The sequence below is a fragment of the Pseudoalteromonas sp. PAR1 genome, assembly GCF_947311895.1.
Classification (GTDB): domain Bacteria; phylum Pseudomonadota; class Gammaproteobacteria; order Enterobacterales; family Alteromonadaceae; genus Pseudoalteromonas; species Pseudoalteromonas lipolytica_C.
The window spans coordinates 14005-38011 of record NZ_CAMZMY010000030.1; the positions used below are offsets into that span (position 1 = coordinate 14005).

Here is a 24007-nt window from a genome sequence, read left to right on the forward strand (position 1 = left end):
GCTCCTATGTTAACTAAAAGAGGCTTTTAACAACCTCGCATTTAGTGCAAGCCAAGCCTGCTTTTGGTTTTCCCAAGCGGCTTCAAGCTCGTGATATTGTGTCATTAATGCTGATTTTTCGCATTGTTTCATCATTTTGCTTTTCTTGATGTCTAACACGCGTTTTTGCAAGGCACAAAAATGCTGCAACTTCTTCAGCAATAAATCATATTCAGATTGTAGTAATGTAAGCTTATCTTGCGCTAAAGGCAATTTTGCAAGGCGAACTTGGGTTTTATTCATTAAGGTTTCGGCTTTGGCTTTTTCAATACGTTCCACAGGGGTGCGTTTTAGTTTTGAAGCCAGGCCTAGCGCTGCTAATGAGCGGATCATCCACTTTGTAGGATCATAGTGATACCACTTAATGCCATTGCGATAGTCACTAGCAAAAATATGGTGGAAGTTATGGTAGCCTTCACCGTAGGTGAATAATGCTAAAAAGCCATTATCACGTGCCGTGTTTTTTTCGGTGTAAGGGCGAGAACCCCAAATATGCGCAACTGAGTTAATGAAAAAAGTAAAGTGCTGGCTTAATACTAAACGCAGTAAACCGGCTAGTAATAACATACCCCATACATCGCCAAGCATTAAACCTAGCAATAAAGGAATACCAAAATTAGTCGCAATAACTAATTTCATATAATGACGATGTTGCCACATTACTACTTTATTTTTTTGTAAGTCACGGCAGTTGTTGTAGTTACTGTATTCTTCACCTTGATAATCGCGCAGCATCCAACCAATGTGGCTATACCAAAAGCCATTTGTTGCAGCGTAAGGGTCTTTGATTGGATCATCAACTTGACCATGGTGAATACGGTGATCGCTACTCCAGTGCAACGCACTGTTTTGTAATGCAAATGCGCCACCAAAGGCAAAAATCACTTCAATAACTGGGTGAACATCATATGCTTTGTGCGCCCATAAGCGGTGATAACCTGCAGTAATCGATAGTCCTGCATAAAACATACAGCCAACAAATGCGATCCAGTGTGTACTGGTAAAACCGTAAGTCAGACCATACCAAGGTACAAGAGTGATCGCGGCTAAAAATGTCAGGCTAAAAAAGAGGACGTTAGTCCAAATAATAGGTGGTTTTTTCATCTAAATTAATCTCGGCGTACAACTGTACGCTAAAATAGTATTTCAAACTCTTCGCGTCAAGTATTAGACTGTCTCATTAACCGAAAATCATTAAAAGTTCACGCTGGGAGTTTCCATGTCGGGTGTTAGGGCACAACAGAAACAAAAAACACGACAAGCACTAATTGAAGCTGCATTTAATCAACTAAGTGCAGATCATAGTTTTTCAAACCTAAGCTTACGTGAAGTTGCCCGTGAAGCAGGGATAGCGCCAACCTCTTTTTATCGCCACTTTAAAGATATGAATGAACTTGGTTTAACAATGGTTGATGAAGCCGGATTAACGTTACGTCAACTAATGCGTCAAGCTCGTCGCCGAATCGCCAGTGGTGGCAGCGTTATAAGTACTTCCATAGTGACTTTTATGGAGTTTATAGATAATTCAAGTAACCAATTTAGGCTGTTATTACGTGAGCGCTCTGGCACTTCAAAAGCATTTCGTGCTGCAGTAGCACGCGAAATTAAACACTTTATTTTAGAGCTTGCCCATTATCTTGAAAGCGAAACTCCTTGCGATGCGACTCATGCTTATATTCAAGCAGAAGCTATGGTTACGCTCGTTTTTAATGCAGGTGCTGAAGCGTTAGATATCGAAGGCCAGCAACGTGAAGAATTAGTAGAGCGACTGATCTGGCAATTACGTTATATTGCCCGCGGTGCAACTTTGTATGTACGTGATAACCATCAATCTTAAAAGTTAATCTAAACAATACAGTGATTGCTGAACGAATATTTAAACGCCGTTTTCATTAGTTTTGGATATTATATCCATATTCAATGGTTCTTAAGGTTTGTTTTTTCTATTTTGTGTAAATAAAAATGTGTTTTTTGAAAAAATTATGCTTGCAAGCTGGTTTTTTGAATGTTAAAAATACAGCTCACTGAACACACATTTAGATAAATACAATGCAAATGATTCGTTTAATTACATTAAAACTAAACCTCTTACTGCTTAAATCAGTGAGCGGGGCTTAGTGTATTTGCATTTGTAGAACATTAAAAAACCCCGCAAACGCGGGGTTTTTTTTATCTCGCTAATGGGTCATTGGGAACGAGGACAGTTTTATGAAAGATAAGGTTTGGATTTTTGACACAACGTTACGTGATGGTGAGCAAGCATTAAAAGCAAGCCTAACCGAAGACGACAAAATTCAACTTGCGCATACCATTAGCCGCTTAAATGTGGATGTAATGGAAGTAGGTTTTCCGGTATCAAGCCCGGCGGATTTTCGCTCAGTACAGCGAATTGCGACTGAAGTGAAAGGGCCGATTATTTGTGGTTTAGCTCGCGCTGTAGCAAAAGACATAGAAGCCTGTGGTGAAGCACTTCGTCCGGCAGAGCAAGGCCGTATCCATACTTTTATCGCAACCAGCCCATTACACCTTGAGCACAAATTACGTATGAGCTTAGACGATGCAACAGCGATGGCTGTTAAGTCGATTAAACTTGCGCGTAACTACACGGATGACGTTGAATTTTCTTGTGAAGATGCTGGCCGCACACCGCATTGGGATTTATGCCGTATCGTTGAAAGTGCTATTGATGCGGGTGCATCAACTATCAACTTACCTGACACCGTAGGTTATGTAACGCCAGACGAATACGCTGCGATGATCCATCACTTAATGAACAATGTGCCAAATATCGACAAGGCGCGTTTAAGTGTGCATTGCCATAACGATTTAGGCTTAGCGGTTGCTAACTCAATTGCTGCGGTACAAGCCGGTGCTCGCCAAATCGAATGTACGATTAATGGTATTGGTGAGCGTGCAGGTAACTGCTCGCTTGAAGAAGTGGCGATGATCATGAAGATGCGTGAAGACCACTTAAAAGTGCATACCGATATTCGCAGTGAAGAAATATACCGTGCTTCGCGCCAAGTCGCGAAGATTTGTAATATGCCAGTGCAGCCAAACAAAGCAATTGTTGGTGAAAATGCCTTTGCACATAGCTCAGGAATCCACCAAGACGGCGTATTAAAAGCGCAAAACACTTACGAAATTATGTCGCCAGAAAGTGTCGGTGTACCAAATAACCAATTAAACATGACCTCGCGTTCAGGTCGTCATGTTATTGAGCATCGTTTAGAAGAGTTAGGCTATCAAAAATCTGATTATGATATGGATAGCTTGTATGAAAGTTTCTTAGCATTAGCAGACCAAAAAGGCACTGTGTATGACTACGACTTAGAAGCGATGATTTACTTTAATCAAATCAAAGATAAAGATGAGAAGTACCAACTTGAGTTTGTTAACTCTACGTCTAACTCGCAATCAGTGGCGAGCTCAACAATCGGCATGACAATTGATGGCGAGTCTAAGCAAGAGGCAGCAACGGGTAATGGTCCAGTTGAAGCATCATTCTTAGCAATTGAGCGCTTAACGGGTATGTCGGTCGAAATGATTGAATACAACCTAGAAGCAACAGGCCAAGGTGCCAGCTCACTAGGGCAAGTGAATATTATCGCTAAATACGATGGCCGCCCTTATCACGGCGCGGGCATTGCAGCGGATGTGGTTGAAGCGTCAGTACGCGCCATGATCCGCGTTTATAACTTAATTTATCGTGCACAAAAAGTGTCTGATTTAAAACAACAGAGGAAAGCAGGATGAGTCAATCGAATTACAGTATCGCAGTATTAGCAGGCGACGGGATTGGTCCAGAAGTTATGGCAGCAGCAGAAACCGTCTTGGATGCTGTAAGCGAAAAGTTTGGTTTTACTTTGACTCGTCATCACCACGCGATTGGTGGTGCTGCCATTGATGAGTTTGGTCAGGCACTGCCGCAAAGCACATTGAGTGCTTGTGAAAGCGCCGATGCGATTTTATTTGGCTCGGTAGGTGGTCCTAAGTGGGAAAACTTACCACCGAATGAGCAACCTGAGCGAGCTTCGTTGTTGCCACTGCGTAAGCATTTTGGTTTGTTCTGTAATTTACGCCCAGCACAATTATTACCAGCACTGAGCGCTGCATCACCACTGCGTGCAGATATCAGTGCACAAGGCTTTGATATCTTATGTGTGCGCGAGCTAACCGGTGGTATTTATTTCGGTGAAAAAGGCCGCAGTGGCGAAGGAGAGCAAGAAGTTGCTTTCGATACCCAAACATATTCACGTAAAGAAATTGAGCGCATCGCCCGCTTTGCATTTGAAGCCGCTAAGCTGCGTAGCAATCACGTTACTTCGGTTGATAAAGCGAATGTGTTAGCGTCAAGTGTACTTTGGCGTGAAGTGGTCACTGAAGTGAGTAAAGACTACCCAGAAGTAAGCCTTGACTACATTTATGTTGATAACGCGGCGATGCAATTAGTAAAACAGCCAAGCCAGTTTGATGTACTACTTTGCGATAACTTATTTGGCGACATTTTGTCTGATGAGTGCGCGATGATCACAGGTTCTATGGGCTTATTACCATCAGCAAGTTTGAATCAGTCTGGCTTTGGTTTATATGAGCCAGCTGGTGGCTCAGCACCAGATATCGCAGGTAAAGGGGTGGCAAACCCTATCGCACAAATTTTAAGTGCTGCGCTTATGCTGCGCTACTCACTAGGTCAAGATGAAGCGGCTCGTACCATTGAAAAAGCGGTAGCAGAAGCAGTTGAAGCCGGTGTTGGTACGCCAGATATCTACCCAAATGCAGGGTATACCACCAGTGATGTTGCTGCGGCAATTGTGGCACGTATTTAATTAAAAATTGTTTGCGCTGAGCTCGTCACTCAGCGTAACTAAAATGAGGGAATAGCAAGTGGCCCAAACCTTATACGATAAAATTTGGCAAGCTCATGTAGTCGCCAGCATAAATGATCAAACCGATTTACTTTATATCGACCGTCACCTAGTTCATGAAGTTACATCGCCGCAAGCCTTTGCTGGTTTACGTGAGAAAAACCGCAAAGTACGTTGCCCAGAAAAAACCTTTGCGACCATGGACCATAACGTTTCAACAAAAAGCCGCTCATTAGATGCTGCGAGTGAAGTGTCGAAAAATCAATTAATGGCATTGGATGCAAACTGTAAAGAGTTTGGTATTCAACTTTATGATTTAAATTCGATTAATCAAGGTATTGTGCATGTAATGGGGCCTGAGCAGGGCATTACTTTACCGGGCACAACTATTGTGTGTGGTGACAGCCATACCTCTACTCATGGTGCATTTGGTGCACTAGCGCACGGTATAGGTACTTCAGAAGTTGAGCATGTTCTAGCCACTCAAACGTTACAGCAGAAAAAAGCCAAGTCGTTAAAAATTCAAATAAATGGTCGCCTACGTCCAACTGTTACTGCTAAAGATTTAATCATGGCGGTGATCGGTAAATTAGGCACTGCGGGTGGTACTGGCTATGTTGCTGAATTTTGTGGTGAAGGAATCGAAGCGCTGTCTATGGAAGCGCGCATGACGCTTTGTAATATGAGTATTGAAATGGGTGCAAAAGCGGGTTTAATCGCACCAGATCAAACAACTTATGATTATTTAAAAGGTCGCCCATTTGCACCACAAGGTGCGGACTTTGATAGTGCCGTTGCCTACTGGCAAACACTAAAAACTGATGAAGGCGCAGAGTTTGATCATGTTGTTGAATTGGAGGCTGCTGACATTCAACCGCAAATTACTTGGGGTACCAGCCCTGAGCAAGTGATTGGCGTAGATGAATGTATTCCTGATCCTGAGCAAGAACCAGATCTAATCAAAGCTGATGCAATTCGTAGCGCACTAAAATATATGGGCTTAAAAGCGGGTGATAAATTATCTTCAGCGACTGTTGATACCGTATTTATTGGCTCATGTACAAATAGCCGTATTGAAGATTTACGTGCTGCCGCGCAGATTGTAGAAGGCAAGCAAGTTGCAGCGGGTGTTGAAGCTCTGATTGTTCCAGGTTCTGGCCTTGTTAAAAAACAAGCCGAAGATGAAGGCCTTGCTGATATCTTCAAAGCGGCTGGTTTTGAATGGCGTGAGCCGGGTTGTTCAATGTGCTTAGCAATGAATGATGACAGATTAGAAGCTGGTAAACGCTGTGCATCTACTTCAAATCGTAACTTTGAAGGTCGCCAAGGTCGCGGTGGACGCACGCACTTAGTGAGCCCAGCAATGGCTGCGGCAGCGGCAATTCATGGTCGTTTTGTTGATATCAGAGGAGAAGCCTAATGAGCGTATTTTTTAGTGGCTTAATGGCCCCGTTAGATAAAAACAATGTTGATACTGACCAAATAATTCCAAAGCAGTTTTTAACGTCGACCAGCCGTGATGGCTTTGATGCGGCGCTTTTTTACGATTGGCGTTATTTAGATAACGGCGAGCCAAATCCTGAGTTTATTTTGAACCGTCCTTGTTACCAAGGTGCGCAAATTCTTTTAACTCGCGACAATTTTGGTTGTGGTTCATCGCGTGAGCACGCGCCATGGGCATTAAAGCAATATGGTTTTGAAGTGATCTTAGCGGAAAGCTTTGCCGATATTTTCTTTAATAACTGCGGCAATAACCAAATGCTTGCTATCGCATTACCAGCAGAAACACTTGAGCAATTATTTGTGCTGAGTGAACAGCATGATGATATTCATATTGAAGTTGATTTAGAAAACCAACAGCTTCGTAGCGATAAGTTTGACACTATTCACTTTGATATTCGCCATGATATTAAAGAGCGCTTATTAAGCGGCTTAGACTTTATCGGTGTGACTGAAACACTTAACAGCCAAATTGATGCCTTTGAGCAGCAACTTAAAGCTGAGCGTCCTTGGCAATAAGTAGGTTTTACATGTGGAACTTAAACGCGGCGAGAGCCGCGTTTTTATTTTTGGGAACATTTTAGCCAATAATTATGTAAGGTTATGATTGATAGAAGCTTTGCTTTTGGTGATTGGCACTCTTTATTAGTCTAGTAGTCAAAATTAAATAACTCAGCTGTTTAAATTGTCTGTGCTATTTCTGCATATGATACTCATGTGTTTAAATCCTTTTAAGAATTAATGATTTAGTTGTTTTGTATGAGCGCAGTCATTTTTAGTGGTTGTTTTGTATTGCAATTTGTTGGCGGTATATGAGCGTGCTCACCAGATGGTTTTAGGTTGTTTAGCTAATTTATTTCCTTTCTGCTTAGGGGCAGGCTAGGCTAGCGACATCATAATTTAAATAAAGGAACACACCATGAAATACTTAGTGGCATCGATACTCGTAGCAGCATCATCAGTAGCGGCTGCACGACCTGCGCCGTTAGTGTCAATTCCAAGCCATGACGGCTTTTTTGATAACATTGCGGCCCATTGCGGTAAAGCTTACGAAGGTAAAGTGAGCGTTGATAACGCTGCAGGCCCTAGCTCGTTTGCGGGCAAAAAGTTAGTAATGCATGTACGTCGTTGTAACGAGCGTGAGTTACAAGTGCCATTTCATGTGGGTGATGATGCATCTCGTACTTGGATCATCACAAAAACGGGCAGTGGACTTAGTTTAAAGCATGATCATCGCCATGAAGATGGCAGCGATGACAAATCAACCATGTATGGTGGTCATACCCTTGATGCGGGTTTTGCTAATGCGCAGTCATTCCCGGCTGATCAATATTCAAAAGAATTGTTTGCAAGCCAAGGTATTCCCCAATCAATGGGTAACACGTGGCAAATGTATATTTATCCAAAGCAATTTACGTATCGCTTAGTACGTGAAGGACGTGAGTTTCGCGTTGATTTTGATTTAACTAAACCTATTACGCCGCCAAGCGCACCATGGGGATATGAAGACTAGTACTATTTAGCTTCGTCTTCACATTGCAAAACAACCGTTAAAGGTGGCTGGTAGGCACGTGGTTTAGTTGGAAAACGTTCATACTCCTGCACCCCATCAGTCACTCTTAACATAAACGGTTCATCTTTACAGAGCCGACTTGCGTGACGTAATAAAAAAACGCTTTGGTTTTTGAAGTGTGCGTAATCATCCGATTGAATTTCTAGATGATAGCGGCCATCTGCTAGTTTGGTTTGATAGTAGTGCACCTTTTCGTCGAAATCGTAGAGCTTTTCTGTTTCGTCTTTTGCTGCGTGCGCATTACTGCAAACCACTAACATTAAAAAGGCGCTAATTAATAGTGCTGGTGTACTTCTCACTTCACTCATAAACACTTAACTCCATGTGATTAAAACCTTGTTTCATAATGATGTTGAACCTGAATTAGCATCCATAGTCAAACTAAGGTAACGTAATGTCTTATACGTAGTCTAACACCCATAGGGGACAAATGTGATGCTCAACAAAATAAAACAACTTTTTTCAACTATGAGTGAGTCGCAATCTAGTATCAGTGAGCATGATCTCAAAACTGCTGTTGCTGCGCTGTTAATTGAGGTTATGCGTGCCGATGATGAATTACAGGATGATGAGCAACAGACCCTGAATGAGACCTTAAAAAAATATTTTTCTTTAACAGATGAAGCTGTTGAAGAGCTTATTGATGGTGCTTCACAAAGCTTAGATGATGCTATTGATTACTTTCAGTTTTCTAAGCAAATTAATGCTCAGTGCAGTGCCGAGCAACGTATTGATATTATCGAGCTGTTGTGGCGTTTGGCCTACGCTGATGGCAATTTAGATAAGCATGAAGAAATGGTTATTCGCCGCGTCGCAAGCTTGCTGTATGTAACCCATGAAGACTTTATCGCTGCTAAGCTAGCAGCGACAAAGCTAAGCTAAGGGTTATTAAATCAGGCTTACTTATTTAATTTGCTCGCTACGCTGACAAGTTGCTGGGCAAGGCTAGCAACTTTTTCGGCTGTATCAGCATCGCTTATGCGGCCTTGCTCATCTAATTTAGTGTGGATAGCAGGTACTGCGAGTTGATCGGCAAGCACTAAACTACCAATACCCGATAAAATATCACGTACGTGATTTAAACCACGTAAGCCACCTAAGCCACCCGGCGAAGCTGCATAAAGTGCTGTAACTTTATTGCGAAATGCAGGTACTGCACCTTGCTCTGTACGAGATGCCCAGTCGATTGCGTTTTTAAGTGGCGCTGTAATTGAGCCATTATATTCTGGGCTTGCTAGTAAAATGCCATCAGCTGCGCGAAGCTTATCTTTTAATAATTGTGCGCCAGCTGGTGTACCTTGCGCTTCAATATCTTCATCAAATAAAGGTAAGTCTAAATCACTTAATTTAATCACTTCTACTTCAGCACCACTTTCGAGGGCGAAGCGTGCAGCTTCATTAATCAGTTTTTGATTAAAGCTGTCTTTACGTAGGCTGCCTGCTAGGGCAATAATTTTTGGTGCTGTCATGATGGCTTCCTTTTTTTAAGCTTCACTGTTGATATGCTCACTTTAGCAAAAAACAGCTTGCAGAAAAGCCAAATTAACGCAAAACTTATGTGCGTATATGCACACAAGGAGCCGTTATGGCGATTCAATTTGATGATTGGCAAGATGTAAAAGTCGCTTACGAGGTGGCAAGACTCGGCACGTTAACCGCTGCTGCCGAATCGTTAGGTGTTCATCACAGCACAGTGCTTAGAAGAATCAACAATTTAGAAGATAACCTTGATGCACGGTTATTTCACCGTCACGCTCGGGGTTATACGGTGACAGAAATTGGCGCTAAATTGTTTGCTACTGCGAAATCGATTAACGCTGAACTTGAAAAGCTTCATAACGATATTGTTGCTGCAGATAGCCAATTGCGAGGCAGTTTATTATTAACTACGGTCAGTGGTTTTATTGATGTGCTGAGCGATGTGTGTGAGCAGTTTCAAAGTTTGCACCCGCAAGTGCAACTCGAAGTTATTCTTGATCAAAACCGTTTACGTCTTGACCACGGTCAAGCGCATATTGCTGTGCGAGCGGGCCCTCGCCCTGACGAAGGTGACTATATTGCCCAGCATTTAGCTGAGCTTTCATCAGGATTTTATGCTTCTAAGAGCTATATTGAAAAGTATGGTATGCCAAAAAACCTTCAGCAGTTGCAGCAGCATAGTTTTGTATCTGGGGTGGCTGGCTATAACGGTAAAGTCCCTTATTTTGCATGGGTAGATCAGCACATTGAGCCGGCGCAAATTAAGTTAAGGGTGTCTGAAACATCAGAAGCAACACGGGCGATTGTCAGAGGCTTAGGAATTGGTGGTCTACAGCATGAAGTGGCAAGCCAATACCCTGATCTGCTTCCAGTGCTTCCTAAAGAGCTAAATTGGCCAACAGACCTTTGGCTGGTGACACATCACTTGGTGCATCGCACAGCCAAAGTACAAGCATTTAGTCAGCTTTTAAAAGCGTATTTTAAAGCGTTAAAAGCTTAAACAGACTTTTTAACGCTAATGCCTAGCCGTTTGGCTAGACGCACAAGGTTGGCTCTATCAACGCTTAAGCTGCGTGCTGTGGCTGCCCAGTTGAGGTTGTGTAGTTCAAGCTGTTGCATAATAAACTGATAGCTAAACGCATCGGTTGCCTCTTTCAGCGATAAGCGAGCGGTTTTTTGTTCGTTAACAGCAATTGGACTTGGTGTTGCAACCGCTGTTTTAGCAATATCACAATGCTCAGGCTCAATAGTAACAATGCTTTGTTGCCATTGCTGTTGCTTGGCTTTGAGTGCCGCGCGGCTGATCACATGTTCAAGCTCTCTCACATTGCCCGGCCAATTATATTGGCGCAGCAGTAATTGTGTATCGCTACTTAGCTTAAGTTGTTTAATCCCTAGTTTTTTAGACGTTTGCTCAACAAAAAAGCCTGCCAGTAAAATAACATCGTTGTCGCGCTCTTTTAATGGTGCAACATGCAATGGGTAGACGCTTAATCGGTGATAAAGATCTGCACGAAAGCGCCCTGCAGCGACTTCTTGTTTTAAGTTTCGGTTGGTTGCTGCAATCACTCTAACATCGACATAACGGCTTTGGTCTTCTCCCACCGTTTGTACTTCACCGCTTTGTAAAACGCGCAATAGCTTACTTTGCATCGCAAGCGGAAGCTCGCCGATTTCATCTAAAAATAACGTGCCGCCATCGGCAAGTTGAAACTTACCCTGACGCGAAGTATGTGCGCCAGTAAACGCGCCTTTACTATGACCAAAAAATTCACTTTCGGCTAAGTTCTCTGGTAATGATGCGCAGTTTAAGTGGATCAACGGCATATCACGGCGTTTTGAGTTTAAATGGATATTGCGTGCAACCAGCTCTTTACCGACGCCTGTGTCGCCTTGTATCAATACGCTAAATTCTGAGGCAGCTACGAGCTGGATATCATTTTTAAGGGTCTGCATTGCTTGGCTATTGCCAATAATTTCGACACCTTCTCGTGTTAGCGCTTCAAGATTAAGCTGTTGTGCAACTTGATGGCTGTGCTGTGCGTGTTGCAAAAGATGCTGCAAGGTTAGGGCATGCTCAACATAGCCTGCTGCTAGCTGTTTTAGTTGATTGAGCTCGTTTATTGCTAAAGCGTCAAAGGCATGTTCATCTAAACTATCAAAGGTTAAAACACCGAGTAATTCAGTGTTGTCTTTGCTGCTCAGCAGTGGCACGCCCATGCAGGCATGAACAGGAAAGTCTCCATGCTGGCTTTGTAATAAACCATCGTAGGGGTCGGGTAGGCCACAATCTTTGGCAAATTTTAACGGCTCACTGCCACGGCATATTTCAAATAAGCGAGGATGCTCTGCTATTTTAAAGCGCCTTCCTAACGTATCGTCCGACAATCCATGCTGGGCTACGGGCTTTAACACATCACCTTGTTTCAATAACAAGGCAACGGCATCACATTCAAGCCAATCATTAATGCAACTCAACAAATAACTGAAATTGTGATCAACTCTGCTTGCCTTGGTAAGGGCAAGAGCAACATCAAGAAGGGGTTTTTTGAGCGCCATGTCAATTTGACCTGAATGTGTGTTTTTGATGCTTTTAATGGTGTGTCATTTTGACTTTTTTATCAAGCGTTAAAGTTTAATTGCCTGATATTTAATGGTTTTTATTTCTGGCTTGAACTGTGCAATAGCTAGGGAAATTAAACCCTGAGAGCACTAATGAAAGTCATTAATTTAACTGAACCTATGCCAGCTAAAATCAAATTTTATCAACTCAGCCAGTGGCCGTTATGGGCATTAGCATTTCGGCCTTTTTTCTTGGCAGCGGGTGCCTTAGCTGTGTTTGCAATGAGTTACTGGTTTTTAGTCTTGGCGGGTTATGCACAGTGGCACCTAACAATGCCCGCAACACTTTGGCATGCTCATGAAATGCTGTTTGGCTTTGCAGGGGTCGTTGCTATGGGCTTTTTGCTCACCGCTGCACAAACATGGACAGGCGTGGCGAGTGTAAGTGGCATAAAGCTCTGTTTGCTGAGCATAATTTGGCTTGCTGCACGACTTAGTTTTTTTATTGATATTGCAGGGTACGAGCAGCTAAATCTTTATATTGTAAGTGCATTACAACTCGTTTGGTGGCTGGCTGGAATTATTATTCTAGCTGACATGCTGATACAGGCGAAAAGCCGCCATAACTATTTATTTATTGTCATCGCATCTTTGCTCTGTGCACTCAATGTGATTTTTTTGAGCTTAGTTGTGCTTAATAAAATGTTGCTGGCACTGGGGGTTGTTGATACTGGCGTACTTATCATGACGCTGCTGGTTGGTGTTGTCGCTGGGCGAGTTGTGCCATTTTTTACCGCTCGCGGTCTTAGCTTAAGTGAACAAGTTAGAACCCCCAAGCTCGATAAATTAGTCCTATTTAGCTCATTGTTCGCCATTACATGGTTCTTTATGAGTCAGCTATTTTTTAGCGCGATGAGTACTGGTTGGGTTTTTGCTTGGCTTGCTTGTTTACATGGTGCTCGGTGTGTTGTGTGGTGGCATAAAGGGATTTTAAAAGTGCCTTTGCTATGGTCATTACACTTGGCTTATTGGGCTTTATCGGTTGGTTTTGTGCTTATCGCGCTCAGTTATTTCAGCCCTATTATCTTATTCAAAGACGCGCTTCATCTGATCACTGTTGGCACCATCGGTTTAATGATCATCGCCATGATGGTACGTGTCTCTCATGGTCACACAGGGCGCATATTACAAGCCCCTGCGTTTATTAGTTTGGCATTTTTACTCATTGCGTTAGCTGCCATTGTACGTTCGTTACTTCCCTTTTATTTAGGTCATCACCTTGCATGGCAGTTAAGTGCGTTGCTTTGGATTGCTGGCTTTAGCTTATTTTTATTTCATTGTGCGCCCATTTTAGTCAATCGTCGTGTTGATGGTCGCCGCGGTTAATCTCTCCAATAGGAAAAACTATGTTATCTGAAAAAACGATCCAGATTGTTAAAAGTACTTTGCCTTTGCTTGCACAAGCAGGACCTCAAGTTACGGAATATTTTTATGATCGTATGTTTAGCTACAACCCAGAGCTTAAAAATATTTTTAATATGACACATCAGCAATCGGGCACTCAGCAATTCGCGTTGTTTAATGCTTTGGCGGCCTATGCTGCAAATATTGATAACTTGGCAGTGTTAAAAGGAGCGCTTGCGCGCATTAATCACAAACACACCAGCTATCATATTTTGCCAGAGCATTACCCTATTGTTGGTGGGCATTTGATTGCAACTTTAAAAGAGTTACTGCCTGAGCAATTTACCCCTGAGGTCGAGTACGCATGGAGTGAAGCTTATTCTTTATTAGCGGATGTATGTATCACCGAAGAGATGGCGTTATACCAAACGACCAAAAAGGCGCTGGGAGGCTGGTTTGGTACCCGTACTTTCACCATTACAGAAAAACGGATGGAATCAGCGCAAATATGTAGTTTTACATTAACACCTGTCGATGCAAAACCTGTTGTGGCGTATTTACCGGGTCAATATTTAGGGATAAAAGTAACGCCAGCAAACAGCGACTTAACTCAAGTTAGGCAATACTCATTGTCGCAACAAAGTAACGGTCGAAATTATCGAATTAGCGTGAAAAAAGAAGGCTTAGTATCTAATTACTTACATAGCTTAACAGAGGGAGATGAGGTAGAGGTTTACCCACCCGCGGGAGACTTTGTGCTTCGCGAAATTGATTTTCCTGTCGTGTTGATTTCGGCAGGTGTTGGTCAAACCCCAATGATGGCCATGCTCGAGACATTATTAAGTAATCAACATAACCAGCCAATTCATTACTTGCATGCTTGTGACAGTGAGACGCAGTTTGCCTTTAAAGAGTATTTATTAAAACAACAGCAAACGCACGCTTCATTACATTGTGTTACTTGGTTTAAAGATGGCAAGGGGGGAGATTTTGCGGGTTTGATGGATGTAAATCACATTGCTGCTAGCTTACCAATTAGTAAAGGTGATTTTTACCTGTGTGGTCCAATCGCATTTATGGCAATGATAAAAGAGCAGCTACTTAGTTTAGGGGTTGCAAGTGAGCGAATTCATTATGAGGTGTTTGGCCCTCATCAACAGTTATAAAACAACGAAAGGCGCAGTGGGTCACTGCGCCTTTATTGTCTATTCTGCTTCACATTCTACATTTGGTAGTGGTACTCGCAGCTCTTTTTTTGGGTAATAGAGCAAACACTGTTCACCCATTTTTTGCAGCACAAATTTTTCTGAAGGGATACTATGCGCCCCCATAATTGGCAATCCATCGGGCCCTTTATTTGTCCCATGATCTATCAATAGTTCAGCACTTTTAGTAAACACGTTATCAGCTAAAGTAACCAATGGGCCCCCTTTAGCTGATTGAATCGCTTGTTGTATTTCAGTGATTACGCCAGGATTTACGCGCGTTAACGTGGCGTTTTGTGGCTCCTCTGCTTGGGTGCTTTTACAGCCCGTTAAACTCACTAATAGTGCGCAAGTGAAAAGTGCTTTATTGTTCATTGTTGTCGTCCTTAGCCGGAGATGGACGTGTTAAGTCCATGTTTTCCTTATAAAGCGGTTGTTTATAAGAAAGTGGGATTCCACTGGCTTGTTCTGCTTGAGAGGCAAAGCTTGGTTGTTTGATGCTATTTGTTTGTACAACAATTGGACAGCTGCCATTCTCAATATGATGTATTGCTGTTGAAAATAAGCGTTCTTGTGTGTCACCTAGTTTGTTATCAAAATCATCAGCAACTACACAGCCTTTAACATCTGCATCAAACTGAGGTGAAGGAGTTGGTTTAAAACCGTCAGCATATTCCCCAAAGCCTTTATCATTAGCTCCAGAGAATTGGATAGTGTAGTAAGTAGTGGCGCAATTATGAGTGGGTGTAAAGCCATAAGGCTTACCGCAGGTCGTATCACCAATAAGTATGACTTCTGCATCTATACCTTTTAAACCATTTATAAACGCTTCTGACGCAGAACAAGTTCCGGCTGTACTTAGTACATATACTTTAGATAAGTTGAGATCAGGAAGTCGGCTATTGGTTGTTTGAAATGTAGAGTAATCTATTTCACGGTCAATAAATGGGTAGGGAGCCTCTTGTGGTTGCTTGTCGTTTTTGATGGTTTGATAGTAGTAATAGTCATCAGTATTAGCTGGGCCGGCAACCATATAAGCTAGCTGAGATGATAACGCTAATAAGCCGCCACCATTATACCTAAAGTCAATCACTAGCTCGTCAATGTTATCGCTTTTAAACTTGTTAACAGCGCTTATCAGCTCTGGTTGAGCAATACTAATAAAACTATTAAATTGCATATAGCCGACTTTTGTACCATTGGCGGTAGTGATGGTATTAACATTCTGAACAGGTGTTTGCGCGATATTGCCCGCTACAAGTGTGAATGATTTTTCACTGCCATCGTTACTGCGCACAACAAAGTTATGCGAATCACCCGCTGTTGGTCCAAAAAGCGCTTCATTTAAAATATCTACGCCTTCTTGGGTGTTAGTGTTAATACTAACGCCGTCGACCATTAAAATAGTATCACCGCGCTGTAATCCGACATTTTTAGCTGGTGAATCATCTTCTAAATAAGCAATACGTAATTCACGAGGGGGGACATTGCTTAAAAATGCCCAGTTAATACCGTAGCCAGAAACCACGCCTGATTGTGCTTCTTTATAGTACTCTTCGGTTGGGCGACTGAAGTGGAAGTTATCTTTATATGCCCCTGAGTCAGTTGTTTGATATGTTTTTAATTGCGCAAAATAAGCGGCGACAGAGTTGAAGTTGTCTGGGTCGTTATCTTCAATCTCATCGTACCAAAGGTAAGTTTCATCACTCCATGAACGTAACCACATTTTTTCTGTAAACTCACTGCCAGCAGTATCTGGGTAAGGCCTATTATTATTGTAAGGGTCATTGCCAGTTCGAGGAACCGCACATTGGTTTTTAAATTCACTTGATGGGGCGAAAACTCCTGCCGTCCAAGATGGCTCAGAAGTTGTTGGCGGTGGCGGATTAGTTGTACTATCAGACGAGCCACTTCCTCCTCCGCATCCTGTTAAAGAGAAGCCAGACACTACCAGAAACACCGCTAGAGCAAGTTTATTACAATTAAACATATGAATTACTTTCCTGTAAATATTTGCTTAAAACGTATCAATAACTATAGCCCATAGCAATAGATGGCCGCCCCTTTTTTATTGACATTATTGCTCTAAACTAGAGTGCTTTACGGTCATTTACTTGAGCCACTTCAAGTCGTTGCCATGCCTCGAATAGCTGTCGTTGTTTATCTGAAATTTTTAATCCGTAGGTTTGCTGCATGTAGAAATAGGCATCAGCGATACGTTTTCGTGCATAAATAGGAGGCTCAAACACCCGTTGCTTAAAATCTATTTTAATAGGACAAGCACCGTATTTAGGACTATGGGATGTGACCATTCCATAGCGAAAATTAGAGCGATCAGCGTTGATTTCACCTATTGCAGGTGCCAGATTATTGATATCAGCTTCCATTTTTCGGAACTTTTCGCTGACTTTTCGGCAATTTTTGCGTCCGCCGTTCTGCCAACATTGTAACTGATGGCCGAATTCCCACGCAGGTACTATGTGCTCCCACTCAATTCGTTTTGCGCGAACATTTTCTTTGCCTGAACATGTCATTGCATTTCGAGGTATATAGCCACATCCATTAGGATCTGGGACAAGTTTCTTACCTTGGCGTTTTATGTCACATCCACAGTAAAGGCTTTTACTATCGTCTGGTAGGGTTTTTATTAAGTGCTTTTTGGCACTAGAAAAGCTTGAAAATTGCTCTGCATTTACAGAGAAATTGATTATTAAACAAAGGGTAAAGTAGAGAAATAAACGCATATCCATCACATCAGTGAACTACAGGAAAGCTCATTTTAGAGTGACTATTCTAAAAGGAAAAGTTTTTCAACTCAGCTATAGTTGTTAGGCCGTTTTCATTAAAGGAATTACTACTATGTTACTAGGTGCTTTTTCTGTGAGTTTAAATGTAAAAGATATCCATGCCTCTAAGCTGTTTTATGAAAAGCTGGGTTTTAAAGAGTTTGCCGGCGAAATAGAGCAGCATTGGCTAATTATGAAAAACGGTGAGCATTTAATTGGTTTGTTTCAAGGAATGTTTGATAAAACCATGCTGACCTTTAACCCCGGTTGGGATCAAAATGCTAAAACGTTGGCTGAGTTTGCTACTTTTGAGCAATTAGCTCTGCATTTTCAGCAGCAAGGTTTAGCAATACAAAAGGCCGGTGAAGCGAGCTTTATTATCACCGACCCAGATGGCAATCCTATTTTGATAGACCAACACGTGTAGCTGGTTTTTTACGCTTTATACGAACGTTTTGCAGTAACAAAATAATTCCGGTAATACAAAACAGCACGCTGGTGGCTGAGAAGCTGATAAGCAGTGGGTTATTAAAGTTTTCTCGCTCGTCGTAATCCATAATATGCAGCATCCAGAAAAAGTCGAAAATACGCCACAGGGTGCTGCGCACAGTGATGACTTTACCGTTTTGGCTGTCTAAATATATGGTTGTCGCAAGCCAATCATCGAAACGAACTTGCCATATGTTTTGTTTATGTGCAGCTTCGCGGGGTCCTTGTTTTAATTGCTGTACTTGCAAAACATTGGCATCAATCAGTAAGTGTGCTTTGGCGTTCGCGATAATTTCAGCCTCACTGGGTTTTGCCATGGGAGCTCCAGTATGACCATTAAAGCTGACAGTGCTTTGCTCAGTAGTAACTTCAATGATTGGTGCATTTAAAAAGTGACTATAGTTAATCGCTTTTATTTGTTGAAATTGGGCGGTTATCCGATCAACTGATGCTGTGTAATCAGCCACCATAAATGGATTATCTAAACTGCGTTTTGCTAAATGTTTACCATGGACTTTTTCGAGGGGGAGTGAACTCATTACTAAGCCTCCCGATAGCCATAGAAGTAGCTGAATGGCTAGCAGATAGCCAAGCCATTTATGCCCTTTGCGAGCATATTTGAACATGCGTTTATTCATCATTACTCCGTTATTATTGTTGTATGGGAGCTATTTTAGGTTGTTTAACTGTATTGCCAATGCGGCATAATGTCGCATTAACTGTATTCTAGATTTGGTATATATACAAAACTGAGTTAAAGTTTCAGTCGATATCAATAGAGGGTAAAAACGAGAGTATGTCGGAAATTCAATTTTTAAATGTGGATCTGGAGCTTGAATCAAAGCACGATATTAGTGCACTTGTTGCTGATTTAAAGAAAAATGCCATGGTTTTACATTACGACCAAGATGAATACCGTCAACTAGCGCGTATTGAGGCTGCTGCTGATATCAGTACACCAGACAAAGCGATTAATCAGTTGTGTGAATTAATTGAATCGTGTTCACGAAATGCTCTTAAGCAGTGGTTGTCGTGCTCTAAACGTACATTTGATATTGGCTTTGAATCAGGCGTTTCACCAAAATGTTTTAATCAAGCCCTGCATGCTGATACCTTGTTGCGTATTTCAGCGATTGGCGCAGGGGTTGAAATTACGATTTATCCAGTCGAAAAATAGCCTGAGCTTAGCGCTCTACAACAGCTGCGGTCATTCTTGATACGCAGCAAAGCTCTCCTGCGGCATTGGTAATTTTAATATCCCACACTGAAGTGCGCTTACCTAAATGAAGAGGCTTTGCTGTGGCCGTTAATACACCCTTACGAGATGCTTTCATATGGTTGGCATTAATTTCTTGGCCAACAGCATAAAATTTATTGAAATCAACCACAAAGTTAGCCGCATAGCTTGCCACTGTCTCTGCTAACACGACGTTCGCTCCGCCATGTACCATGCCCATAGGGTTATGATGCTCAGGAATGGCAGGCATAGTCGCCACTAAATAATCATCACCAATTTCAGTCACCTCAATGCCCATGGTTTTCATTAAAGTACCTTGCCCGGTGATCCCTTGCTCTAAACTTTTACAAAGCTCTAGTGTGATTGGTTGATGCCAAATACTCATTGTATTTCCTTGCCTGCAAATTAAAAATAATACCTTATGGCATCTTTATACCTGGTTCAATGTTAGTTTTGTAGCAATATGATGGCGTTAATTTAAATTTGCGATTTTCAGATAACTGTATATACTCACAGTTAAATGTACTGTATGGAAAACCAGTTGTATGCGCCCATTAACAAAACGCCAATCGCAAATTTTAGAACTAATTAAAGTCTTTATTAAAGATACAGGCATGCCACCTACGCGTGCTGAAATAGCTCAAACATTGGGTTTTAAAAGTGCCAATGCTGCCGAAGAGCATCTAAAAGCACTGGCAAAAAAAGGCATGATCAAAATGAAGCCTGGGGCGAGTCGTGGTATTCAATTAATTGAAGAAGACGAACCTGAGCAATTAGGTTTACCTTTAATTGGACGAGTTGCAGCGGGTGAGCCCATTTTGGCGCAAGAACATGTTGAAAGTCATTGTCAGGTTGATCCTTCACTATTTAAACCTGCGGCTGACTTTTTACTGCGTGTAAATGGTATGAGTATGAAAGACATTGGCATCATGGATGGTGATTTACTCGCAGTACATAGAACGCAAGTTGCTGAAAATGGTCAGGTTGTTGTTGCTCGTGTTGATGAAGATGTAACTGTTAAGCGTCTTGAAAAAGCTGGGCGTAAAGTATTTTTACATGCTGAAAACGAAGAATTTTCGCCAATTGAAGTTGATCTTGAGCATGAATCTTTCAATATTGAAGGGTTAGCGGTGGGTGTTATTCGTAATGCCGACTGGATGTAACTGTTTCTAAAATAGTGCACCAAATTGCTGTAATTTGGTGCGTTGCTTGTTTTTTATTATTTAGCATCGATTTGTAAACCCTTACTCTTTGTATAAAGCCTTATATGGCGCAGTTTTTCACTCTTTTTTTACTCTCACTCTGCCTCTCATTTTAAAATAACGCGCTGATTATAGTTGTTATTTTTGCACCAAAATAAACATTTATTACTACTAAAACTTGCTTATTGCTCATTTTTTAACTAATTGGTTAATACAGTGTATTAACACCTGATTAATAAAAATACACTCAAATGTGCTAGGTGTTAAACATAGGGTTGGTATCATCGCTGGGTCAAAATGATACGTAGTCGCTCTGAACAATAAAAAAAACGAATGGGCACCTTGTTGTATCGCCTTTTCGCTTTGCGTCTTGCAATAGCATTAAAAGGAGCCGTCACATGGGTAAACTGCGTTATGCCTTGTGGCTTATATTACTCGCACCTGTGCAGTTAGCATTGGCAAATAGCCAATTTAATATGCGTAAAGGGGTGACTGATATAAGTAATAGTGTTTATGAATTACACATGACGATATTTATTATCTGTTGTGTGATAGGCATCATCGTTTTTGCGGTGATGTTTTGGGCTTTGATCCACCATCGAAAGTCGAAAGGAGCCAAGCCTGCACAATTCCACGAAAGTACCAAGGTTGAAATTCTTTGGACTGCCATACCATTTGTGATCTTAATCGCCATGGCAATTCCAGCTACAAAAACACTGATAGCGATGGAAGATGCTTCTAAAGCCGATATTACAATTAAAGTAACGGGCTCACAGTGGAAATGGCATTACGAGTACATGGGCGAGGAAATTGCTTATTACTCAATTCTATCTACTCCAAAAGACCAAATAGATAACCAAGCTGACAAAACAGAACATTACTTACTTGAGGTTGATAAGCCTTTAGTACTTCCTATTAATAAAAAAGTTCGTTTTCTAATGACCTCAGATGATGTTATTCACTCATGGTGGGTGCCTGACTTTGCGGTTAAAAAAGATGCAAACCCGGGCTTTATCAATGAGGCATGGACACGCATAAATGAGCCAGGCATCTACCGGGGTCAGTGTGCTGAGTTGTGTGGTAAAGATCATGGTTTCATGCCTGTTGTTGTGCAAGCGTTGCCTGAAGACGAATTTGCTAACTGGCTAGCAGAAGCTAAGCAAGAAAAGGCCAATGCTGCAGCAGCTGATGCGGCTTTATTAGATCAAACACTACCGAAAGAAGAATTAATGGTTCTTGGGGAGCAAGTTTATATGGCAAGTTGTGCGGCTTGTCATCAGCCTACAGGAATGGGCTTGCCGGGAGTTTTTCCAGCTCTTAAGGGGAGTCCAATTGTGCTTGGAGATGTAAAAGACCACATCGACATCGTATTACATGGTAAGCCGGGTACAGCGATGCAAGCATTTGATAAACAGCTTTCAATTAAGCAACTTGCTGCGGTTATCACATATAAGCGAAATGCATGGGGTAACGACACAGGCGATGTGATTCAACCAAGTCAAATTCAAGCAGCTATCGATGCAGCAACGGAGGCGAAAGAATGAGCAACGTTATTAATGAACAAGCCACTGAGCATGCGCATCATGACCATCATCCTGCAAAAGGTTTCAAACGTTGGCTTTACACCACCAATCATAAAGATATTGGCAGTTTATACCTGATATTTTCGCTCACTATGTTTTTAATTGGTGGCGCGATGGCAATGGTGATCCGCGCTGAATTGTTTCAACCTGGTTTACAACTAGTCGATCCACACTTTTTTAACCAAATGACCACAGTGCATGGTTTGATAATGGTATTTGGTGCGGTAATGCCGGCATTTACAGGGCTTGCTAACTGGATGGTGCCTATGATGATCGGTGCACCCGATATGGCGCTACCACGGATGAATAACTGGAGTTTTTGGATATTACCATTCGCGTTTTTAATCTTGTTGGCTTCGTTACTTATGCCGGGTGGTGGCCCTGCATTTGGTTGGACTTTTTATGCGCCACTTTCAACGACCTATAGTAACGATAATACAGCCTTGTTTGTGTTTGCTATACATATCATGGGTATTAGTTCAATCATGGGGGCGATTAACGTTATTGTGACTATCGTTAATATGCGAGCGCCCGGCATGACATGGATGAAGTTACCACTGTTTGTGTGGACTTGGCTTATTACGGCATTTTTGTTGATTGCTGTGATGCCTGTTTTAGCAGGGGCGGTCACTATGGTGTTGACCGATAAATACTTTGCAACCAGCTTTTTTGATGCGGCGGGGGGCGGTGACCCTGTGATGTTCCAGCACATCTTTTGGTTTTTCGGTCACCCTGAAGTGTACATCATGATTTTGCCGGCATTTGGTATTATTTCAACCATCGTGCCGACCTTCTCACGCAAGAAGTTATTTGGCTACGCTTCTATGGTGTATGCGACCTCGTCGATTGCACTTTTGAGCTTTATTGTATGGGCACACCACATGTTCACCACAGGGATGCCTGTAGCCGGTGAGCTGTTCTTCATGTATGCAACCATGCTCATTTCGGTACCAACTGGGGTTAAAGTTTTTAACTGGGTTGCAACCATGTGGCGAGGCTCAATTAGCTTTGAAATTCCGATGATGTTTGCCATTGCCTTTATTGTGCTGTTCACCTTAGGTGGGTTCTCTGGTTTGATGCTGGCGATTACACCGGCAGATTTCCAGTATCATGATACTTACTTTGTGGTTGCGCATTTCCATTATGTATTAGTGACAGGGGCTGTGTTCTCAATTATGGCAGGAGCCTACTACTGGCTACCTAAATGGACTGGCAACATGTACAACGAAACACTTGCGAAATGGCATTTCTGGCTATCACTGATCAGTGTCAACGTGTTGTTCTTCCCTATGCACTTTGTTGGCCTTGCGGGTATGCCGCGCCGTATTCCTGATTACGCCCTTCAATTTGCTGACTTTAACGCCATTATCAGTATTGGTGGTTTTGCCTTCGGTTTATCACAGCTACTGTTCGTGCTTGTTGTTTTTAAATGCGCACGAGGCGGCGAAAAAGCACCTGCTAAGGTATGGGACGGTGCAGAAGGTTTAGAGTGGGAAGTTGATTCGCCCGCACCGTATCACACCTTTGAAACACCGCCGGAGATCAAATAATGAACCATGCACCTTTGCTCAAAAAGCTGTTGTTAGCATGCTTAGGTATGTTTGCATTCGCCTTTGCATTGGTGCCACTTTACGATGTGTTTTGTGATGTCACAGGTTTAAATGGTAAGCCATCACTCGAACAAGCAAAAGAGAGTGAAACGGTAAGCATAGACCGTCAAGTTGATGTGAGTTTTACAACGCATGCGCAAAGTGGTGCGCCTTTTGATGTGCAATCAGCTCAGTACAGTGTGGTTGTTCAACCAGGAGCGATGCGAGAAGTAAAGTTTACAGCAAAAAACACCAGTAATAACGACAAAGTGATGCAGGCTATTCCGTCTGTATCACCGGGAAAAGCAGCAAAATACTTACATAAAATCGCGTGTTTTTGTTTTGATCAACAACCACTAAAAGCGGGCGAAGAAGTTGAGTTTACCTTGTTGTTTTATGTTGATACGGAATTACCCGACGATGTAGAAGAGCTGACATTGTCCTATACCGTGTTTGATATTAGCGGGCAAGTTGTGGCTAAAAACGATTAA

General features: G+C 42.2%; 25 protein-coding genes. 16 read left to right on the forward strand and 9 right to left on the reverse strand.

Annotated features, from left to right (window positions below; genetic code table 11):
• Positions 1-9 precede the first annotated feature (9 nt).
• The gene (locus tag QL229_RS18560; protein WP_135922933.1) at positions 10-1143 is read right to left on the reverse strand and encodes a fatty acid desaturase; all 1134 of its coding nucleotides are present in this window, start codon (positions 1141-1143) and stop codon (positions 10-12) included.
• 115 nt (positions 1144-1258) lie between these two features.
• On the opposite strand from QL229_RS18560, the gene fabR reads away from it, so the two are divergent.
• The 6 genes from fabR to QL229_RS18590 all read left to right on the forward strand — a co-directional run bounded on the left by fabR (position 1259) and on the right by QL229_RS18590 (position 7920).
• Positions 1259-1876 carry an HTH-type transcriptional repressor FabR gene (gene fabR / locus QL229_RS18565; protein ID WP_135922932.1) on the forward strand — a complete coding sequence of 206 codons (618 nt, stop codon included), beginning with the start codon at positions 1259-1261 and terminating at the stop codon, positions 1874-1876.
• A gap of 371 nt (positions 1877-2247) precedes the next feature.
• Positions 2248-3795: a 2-isopropylmalate synthase gene (gene leuA / locus QL229_RS18570; protein ID WP_063702502.1), complete on the forward strand. Its 1548-nt coding sequence runs from the start codon at positions 2248-2250 to the stop codon at positions 3793-3795.
• Positions 3792-4868, forward strand: a complete 1077-nt coding sequence (gene leuB, locus QL229_RS18575; protein ID WP_281547298.1) for a 3-isopropylmalate dehydrogenase — start codon at positions 3792-3794, stop codon at positions 4866-4868. The genes leuA and leuB overlap by 4 nt, the downstream gene beginning before the upstream one ends.
• Before the next feature lie 58 nt (positions 4869-4926).
• Positions 4927-6327: a 3-isopropylmalate dehydratase large subunit gene (gene leuC / locus QL229_RS18580; RefSeq protein WP_063702498.1), complete on the forward strand. Its 1401-nt coding sequence runs from the start codon at positions 4927-4929 to the stop codon at positions 6325-6327.
• Entirely contained in the window at positions 6327-6926 is a 600-nt protein-coding gene (gene leuD / locus QL229_RS18585; protein WP_135922929.1) for a 3-isopropylmalate dehydratase small subunit, read from the forward strand. Before leuC ends, leuD begins: the two co-directional genes overlap by 1 nt.
• Before the next feature lie 400 nt (positions 6927-7326).
• Positions 7327-7920: a hypothetical protein gene (locus QL229_RS18590; protein WP_253039432.1), complete on the forward strand. Its 594-nt coding sequence runs from the start codon at positions 7327-7329 to the stop codon at positions 7918-7920.
• A gap of 2 nt (positions 7921-7922) precedes the next feature.
• On the opposite strand, the gene QL229_RS18595 is transcribed toward QL229_RS18590, so the two are convergent.
• Positions 7923-8288: a hypothetical protein gene (locus tag QL229_RS18595; RefSeq protein WP_135922927.1), complete on the reverse strand. Its 366-nt coding sequence runs from the start codon at positions 8286-8288 to the stop codon at positions 7923-7925.
• Positions 8289-8415: 127 nt separating this feature from the next.
• Here QL229_RS18595 and QL229_RS18600 point away from each other — a divergent pair, with 127 nt between their 5' ends.
• Entirely contained in the window at positions 8416-8862 is a 447-nt protein-coding gene (locus tag QL229_RS18600; RefSeq protein ID WP_135922926.1) for a TerB family tellurite resistance protein, read from the forward strand.
• A 17-nt stretch (positions 8863-8879) separates the two neighbouring features.
• Here QL229_RS18600 and QL229_RS18605 read toward each other — a convergent pair whose 3' ends face one another.
• Positions 8880-9449 carry an NAD(P)H-dependent oxidoreductase gene (locus QL229_RS18605; RefSeq protein WP_281547299.1) on the reverse strand — a complete coding sequence of 190 codons (570 nt, stop codon included), beginning with the start codon at positions 9447-9449 and terminating at the stop codon, positions 8880-8882.
• A gap of 116 nt (positions 9450-9565) precedes the next feature.
• Between QL229_RS18605 and QL229_RS18610 the strand changes: the two genes are divergently transcribed.
• A complete protein-coding gene (locus tag QL229_RS18610) occupies positions 9566-10459 on the forward strand; it encodes a LysR family transcriptional regulator (protein ID WP_138558513.1) in 894 nt (297 codons plus the stop codon).
• On the opposite strand, the gene norR is transcribed toward QL229_RS18610, so the two are convergent.
• A complete protein-coding gene (norR, locus tag QL229_RS18615; RefSeq protein WP_281547300.1) occupies positions 10456-12018 on the reverse strand; it encodes a nitric oxide reductase transcriptional regulator NorR in 1563 nt (520 codons plus the stop codon). The two genes, QL229_RS18610 and norR, sit on opposite strands and share 4 nt — an antisense overlap.
• 156 nt (positions 12019-12174) lie before the next feature.
• On the opposite strand from norR, the gene QL229_RS18620 reads away from it, so the two are divergent.
• Positions 12175-13407: an NnrS family protein gene (locus QL229_RS18620; RefSeq protein WP_281547301.1), complete on the forward strand. Its 1233-nt coding sequence runs from the start codon at positions 12175-12177 to the stop codon at positions 13405-13407.
• 20 nt (positions 13408-13427) lie between these two features.
• Positions 13428-14591 (forward strand): NO-inducible flavohemoprotein, encoded by a 1164-nt coding sequence (gene hmpA / locus QL229_RS18625; RefSeq protein ID WP_281547302.1) that lies wholly within the window; start codon positions 13428-13430, stop codon positions 14589-14591.
• A gap of 39 nt (positions 14592-14630) precedes the next feature.
• On the opposite strand, the gene QL229_RS18630 is transcribed toward hmpA, so the two are convergent.
• The 3 genes from QL229_RS18630 to QL229_RS18640 form a co-directional block, all read right to left on the reverse strand.
• Positions 14631-15005, reverse strand: a complete 375-nt coding sequence (locus tag QL229_RS18630; protein ID WP_138558517.1) for a hypothetical protein — start codon at positions 15003-15005, stop codon at positions 14631-14633.
• Positions 14995-16620 (reverse strand): S41 family peptidase, encoded by a 1626-nt coding sequence (locus QL229_RS18635; protein WP_281547303.1) that lies wholly within the window; start codon positions 16618-16620, stop codon positions 14995-14997. Before QL229_RS18635 ends, QL229_RS18630 begins: the two co-directional genes overlap by 11 nt.
• A 100-nt stretch (positions 16621-16720) precedes the next feature.
• Positions 16721-17374 (reverse strand): endonuclease, encoded by a 654-nt coding sequence (locus QL229_RS18640; RefSeq protein ID WP_281547304.1) that lies wholly within the window; start codon positions 17372-17374, stop codon positions 16721-16723.
• 115 nt (positions 17375-17489) lie between these two features.
• On the opposite strand from QL229_RS18640, the gene QL229_RS18645 reads away from it, so the two are divergent.
• On the forward strand, positions 17490-17843 hold the full coding sequence (locus QL229_RS18645; protein WP_135922917.1) for a VOC family protein: 354 nt from the start codon (positions 17490-17492) through the stop codon (positions 17841-17843).
• Here QL229_RS18645 and QL229_RS18650 read toward each other — a convergent pair.
• Positions 17818-18543 carry a hypothetical protein gene (locus tag QL229_RS18650; RefSeq protein WP_281547305.1) on the reverse strand — a complete coding sequence of 242 codons (726 nt, stop codon included), beginning with the start codon at positions 18541-18543 and terminating at the stop codon, positions 17818-17820. The genes QL229_RS18645 and QL229_RS18650 overlap by 26 nt on opposite strands.
• A gap of 158 nt (positions 18544-18701) precedes the next feature.
• On the opposite strand from QL229_RS18650, the gene QL229_RS18655 reads away from it, so the two are divergent.
• The gene (locus QL229_RS18655; RefSeq protein WP_135922915.1) at positions 18702-19082 is read left to right on the forward strand and encodes a hypothetical protein; all 381 of its coding nucleotides are present in this window, start codon (positions 18702-18704) and stop codon (positions 19080-19082) included.
• 7 nt (positions 19083-19089) lie between these two features.
• On the opposite strand, the gene QL229_RS18660 is transcribed toward QL229_RS18655, so the two are convergent.
• Positions 19090-19527, reverse strand: coding sequence for a PaaI family thioesterase (locus QL229_RS18660; protein ID WP_135922914.1), 438 nt, complete (start codon positions 19525-19527; stop codon positions 19090-19092).
• A 160-nt stretch (positions 19528-19687) separates the two neighbouring features.
• Here QL229_RS18660 and lexA point away from each other — a divergent pair, with 160 nt between their 5' ends.
• The 4 genes from lexA to QL229_RS18680 all read left to right on the forward strand — a co-directional run bounded on the left by lexA (position 19688) and on the right by QL229_RS18680 (position 24007).
• Positions 19688-20305 (forward strand): transcriptional repressor LexA, encoded by a 618-nt coding sequence (lexA, locus tag QL229_RS18665; RefSeq protein ID WP_063702469.1) that lies wholly within the window; start codon positions 19688-19690, stop codon positions 20303-20305.
• Positions 20306-20742: 437 nt separating this feature from the next.
• Positions 20743-21888: a cytochrome c oxidase subunit II gene (gene coxB / locus QL229_RS18670; RefSeq protein ID WP_138558522.1), complete on the forward strand. Its 1146-nt coding sequence runs from the start codon at positions 20743-20745 to the stop codon at positions 21886-21888.
• Positions 21885-23477 (forward strand): cytochrome c oxidase subunit I, encoded by a 1593-nt coding sequence (ctaD, locus tag QL229_RS18675; RefSeq protein ID WP_135922912.1) that lies wholly within the window; start codon positions 21885-21887, stop codon positions 23475-23477. Before coxB ends, ctaD begins: the two co-directional genes overlap by 4 nt.
• Entirely contained in the window at positions 23477-24007 is a 531-nt protein-coding gene (locus QL229_RS18680; protein WP_235382589.1) for a cytochrome c oxidase assembly protein, read from the forward strand. The genes ctaD and QL229_RS18680 overlap by 1 nt, the downstream gene beginning before the upstream one ends.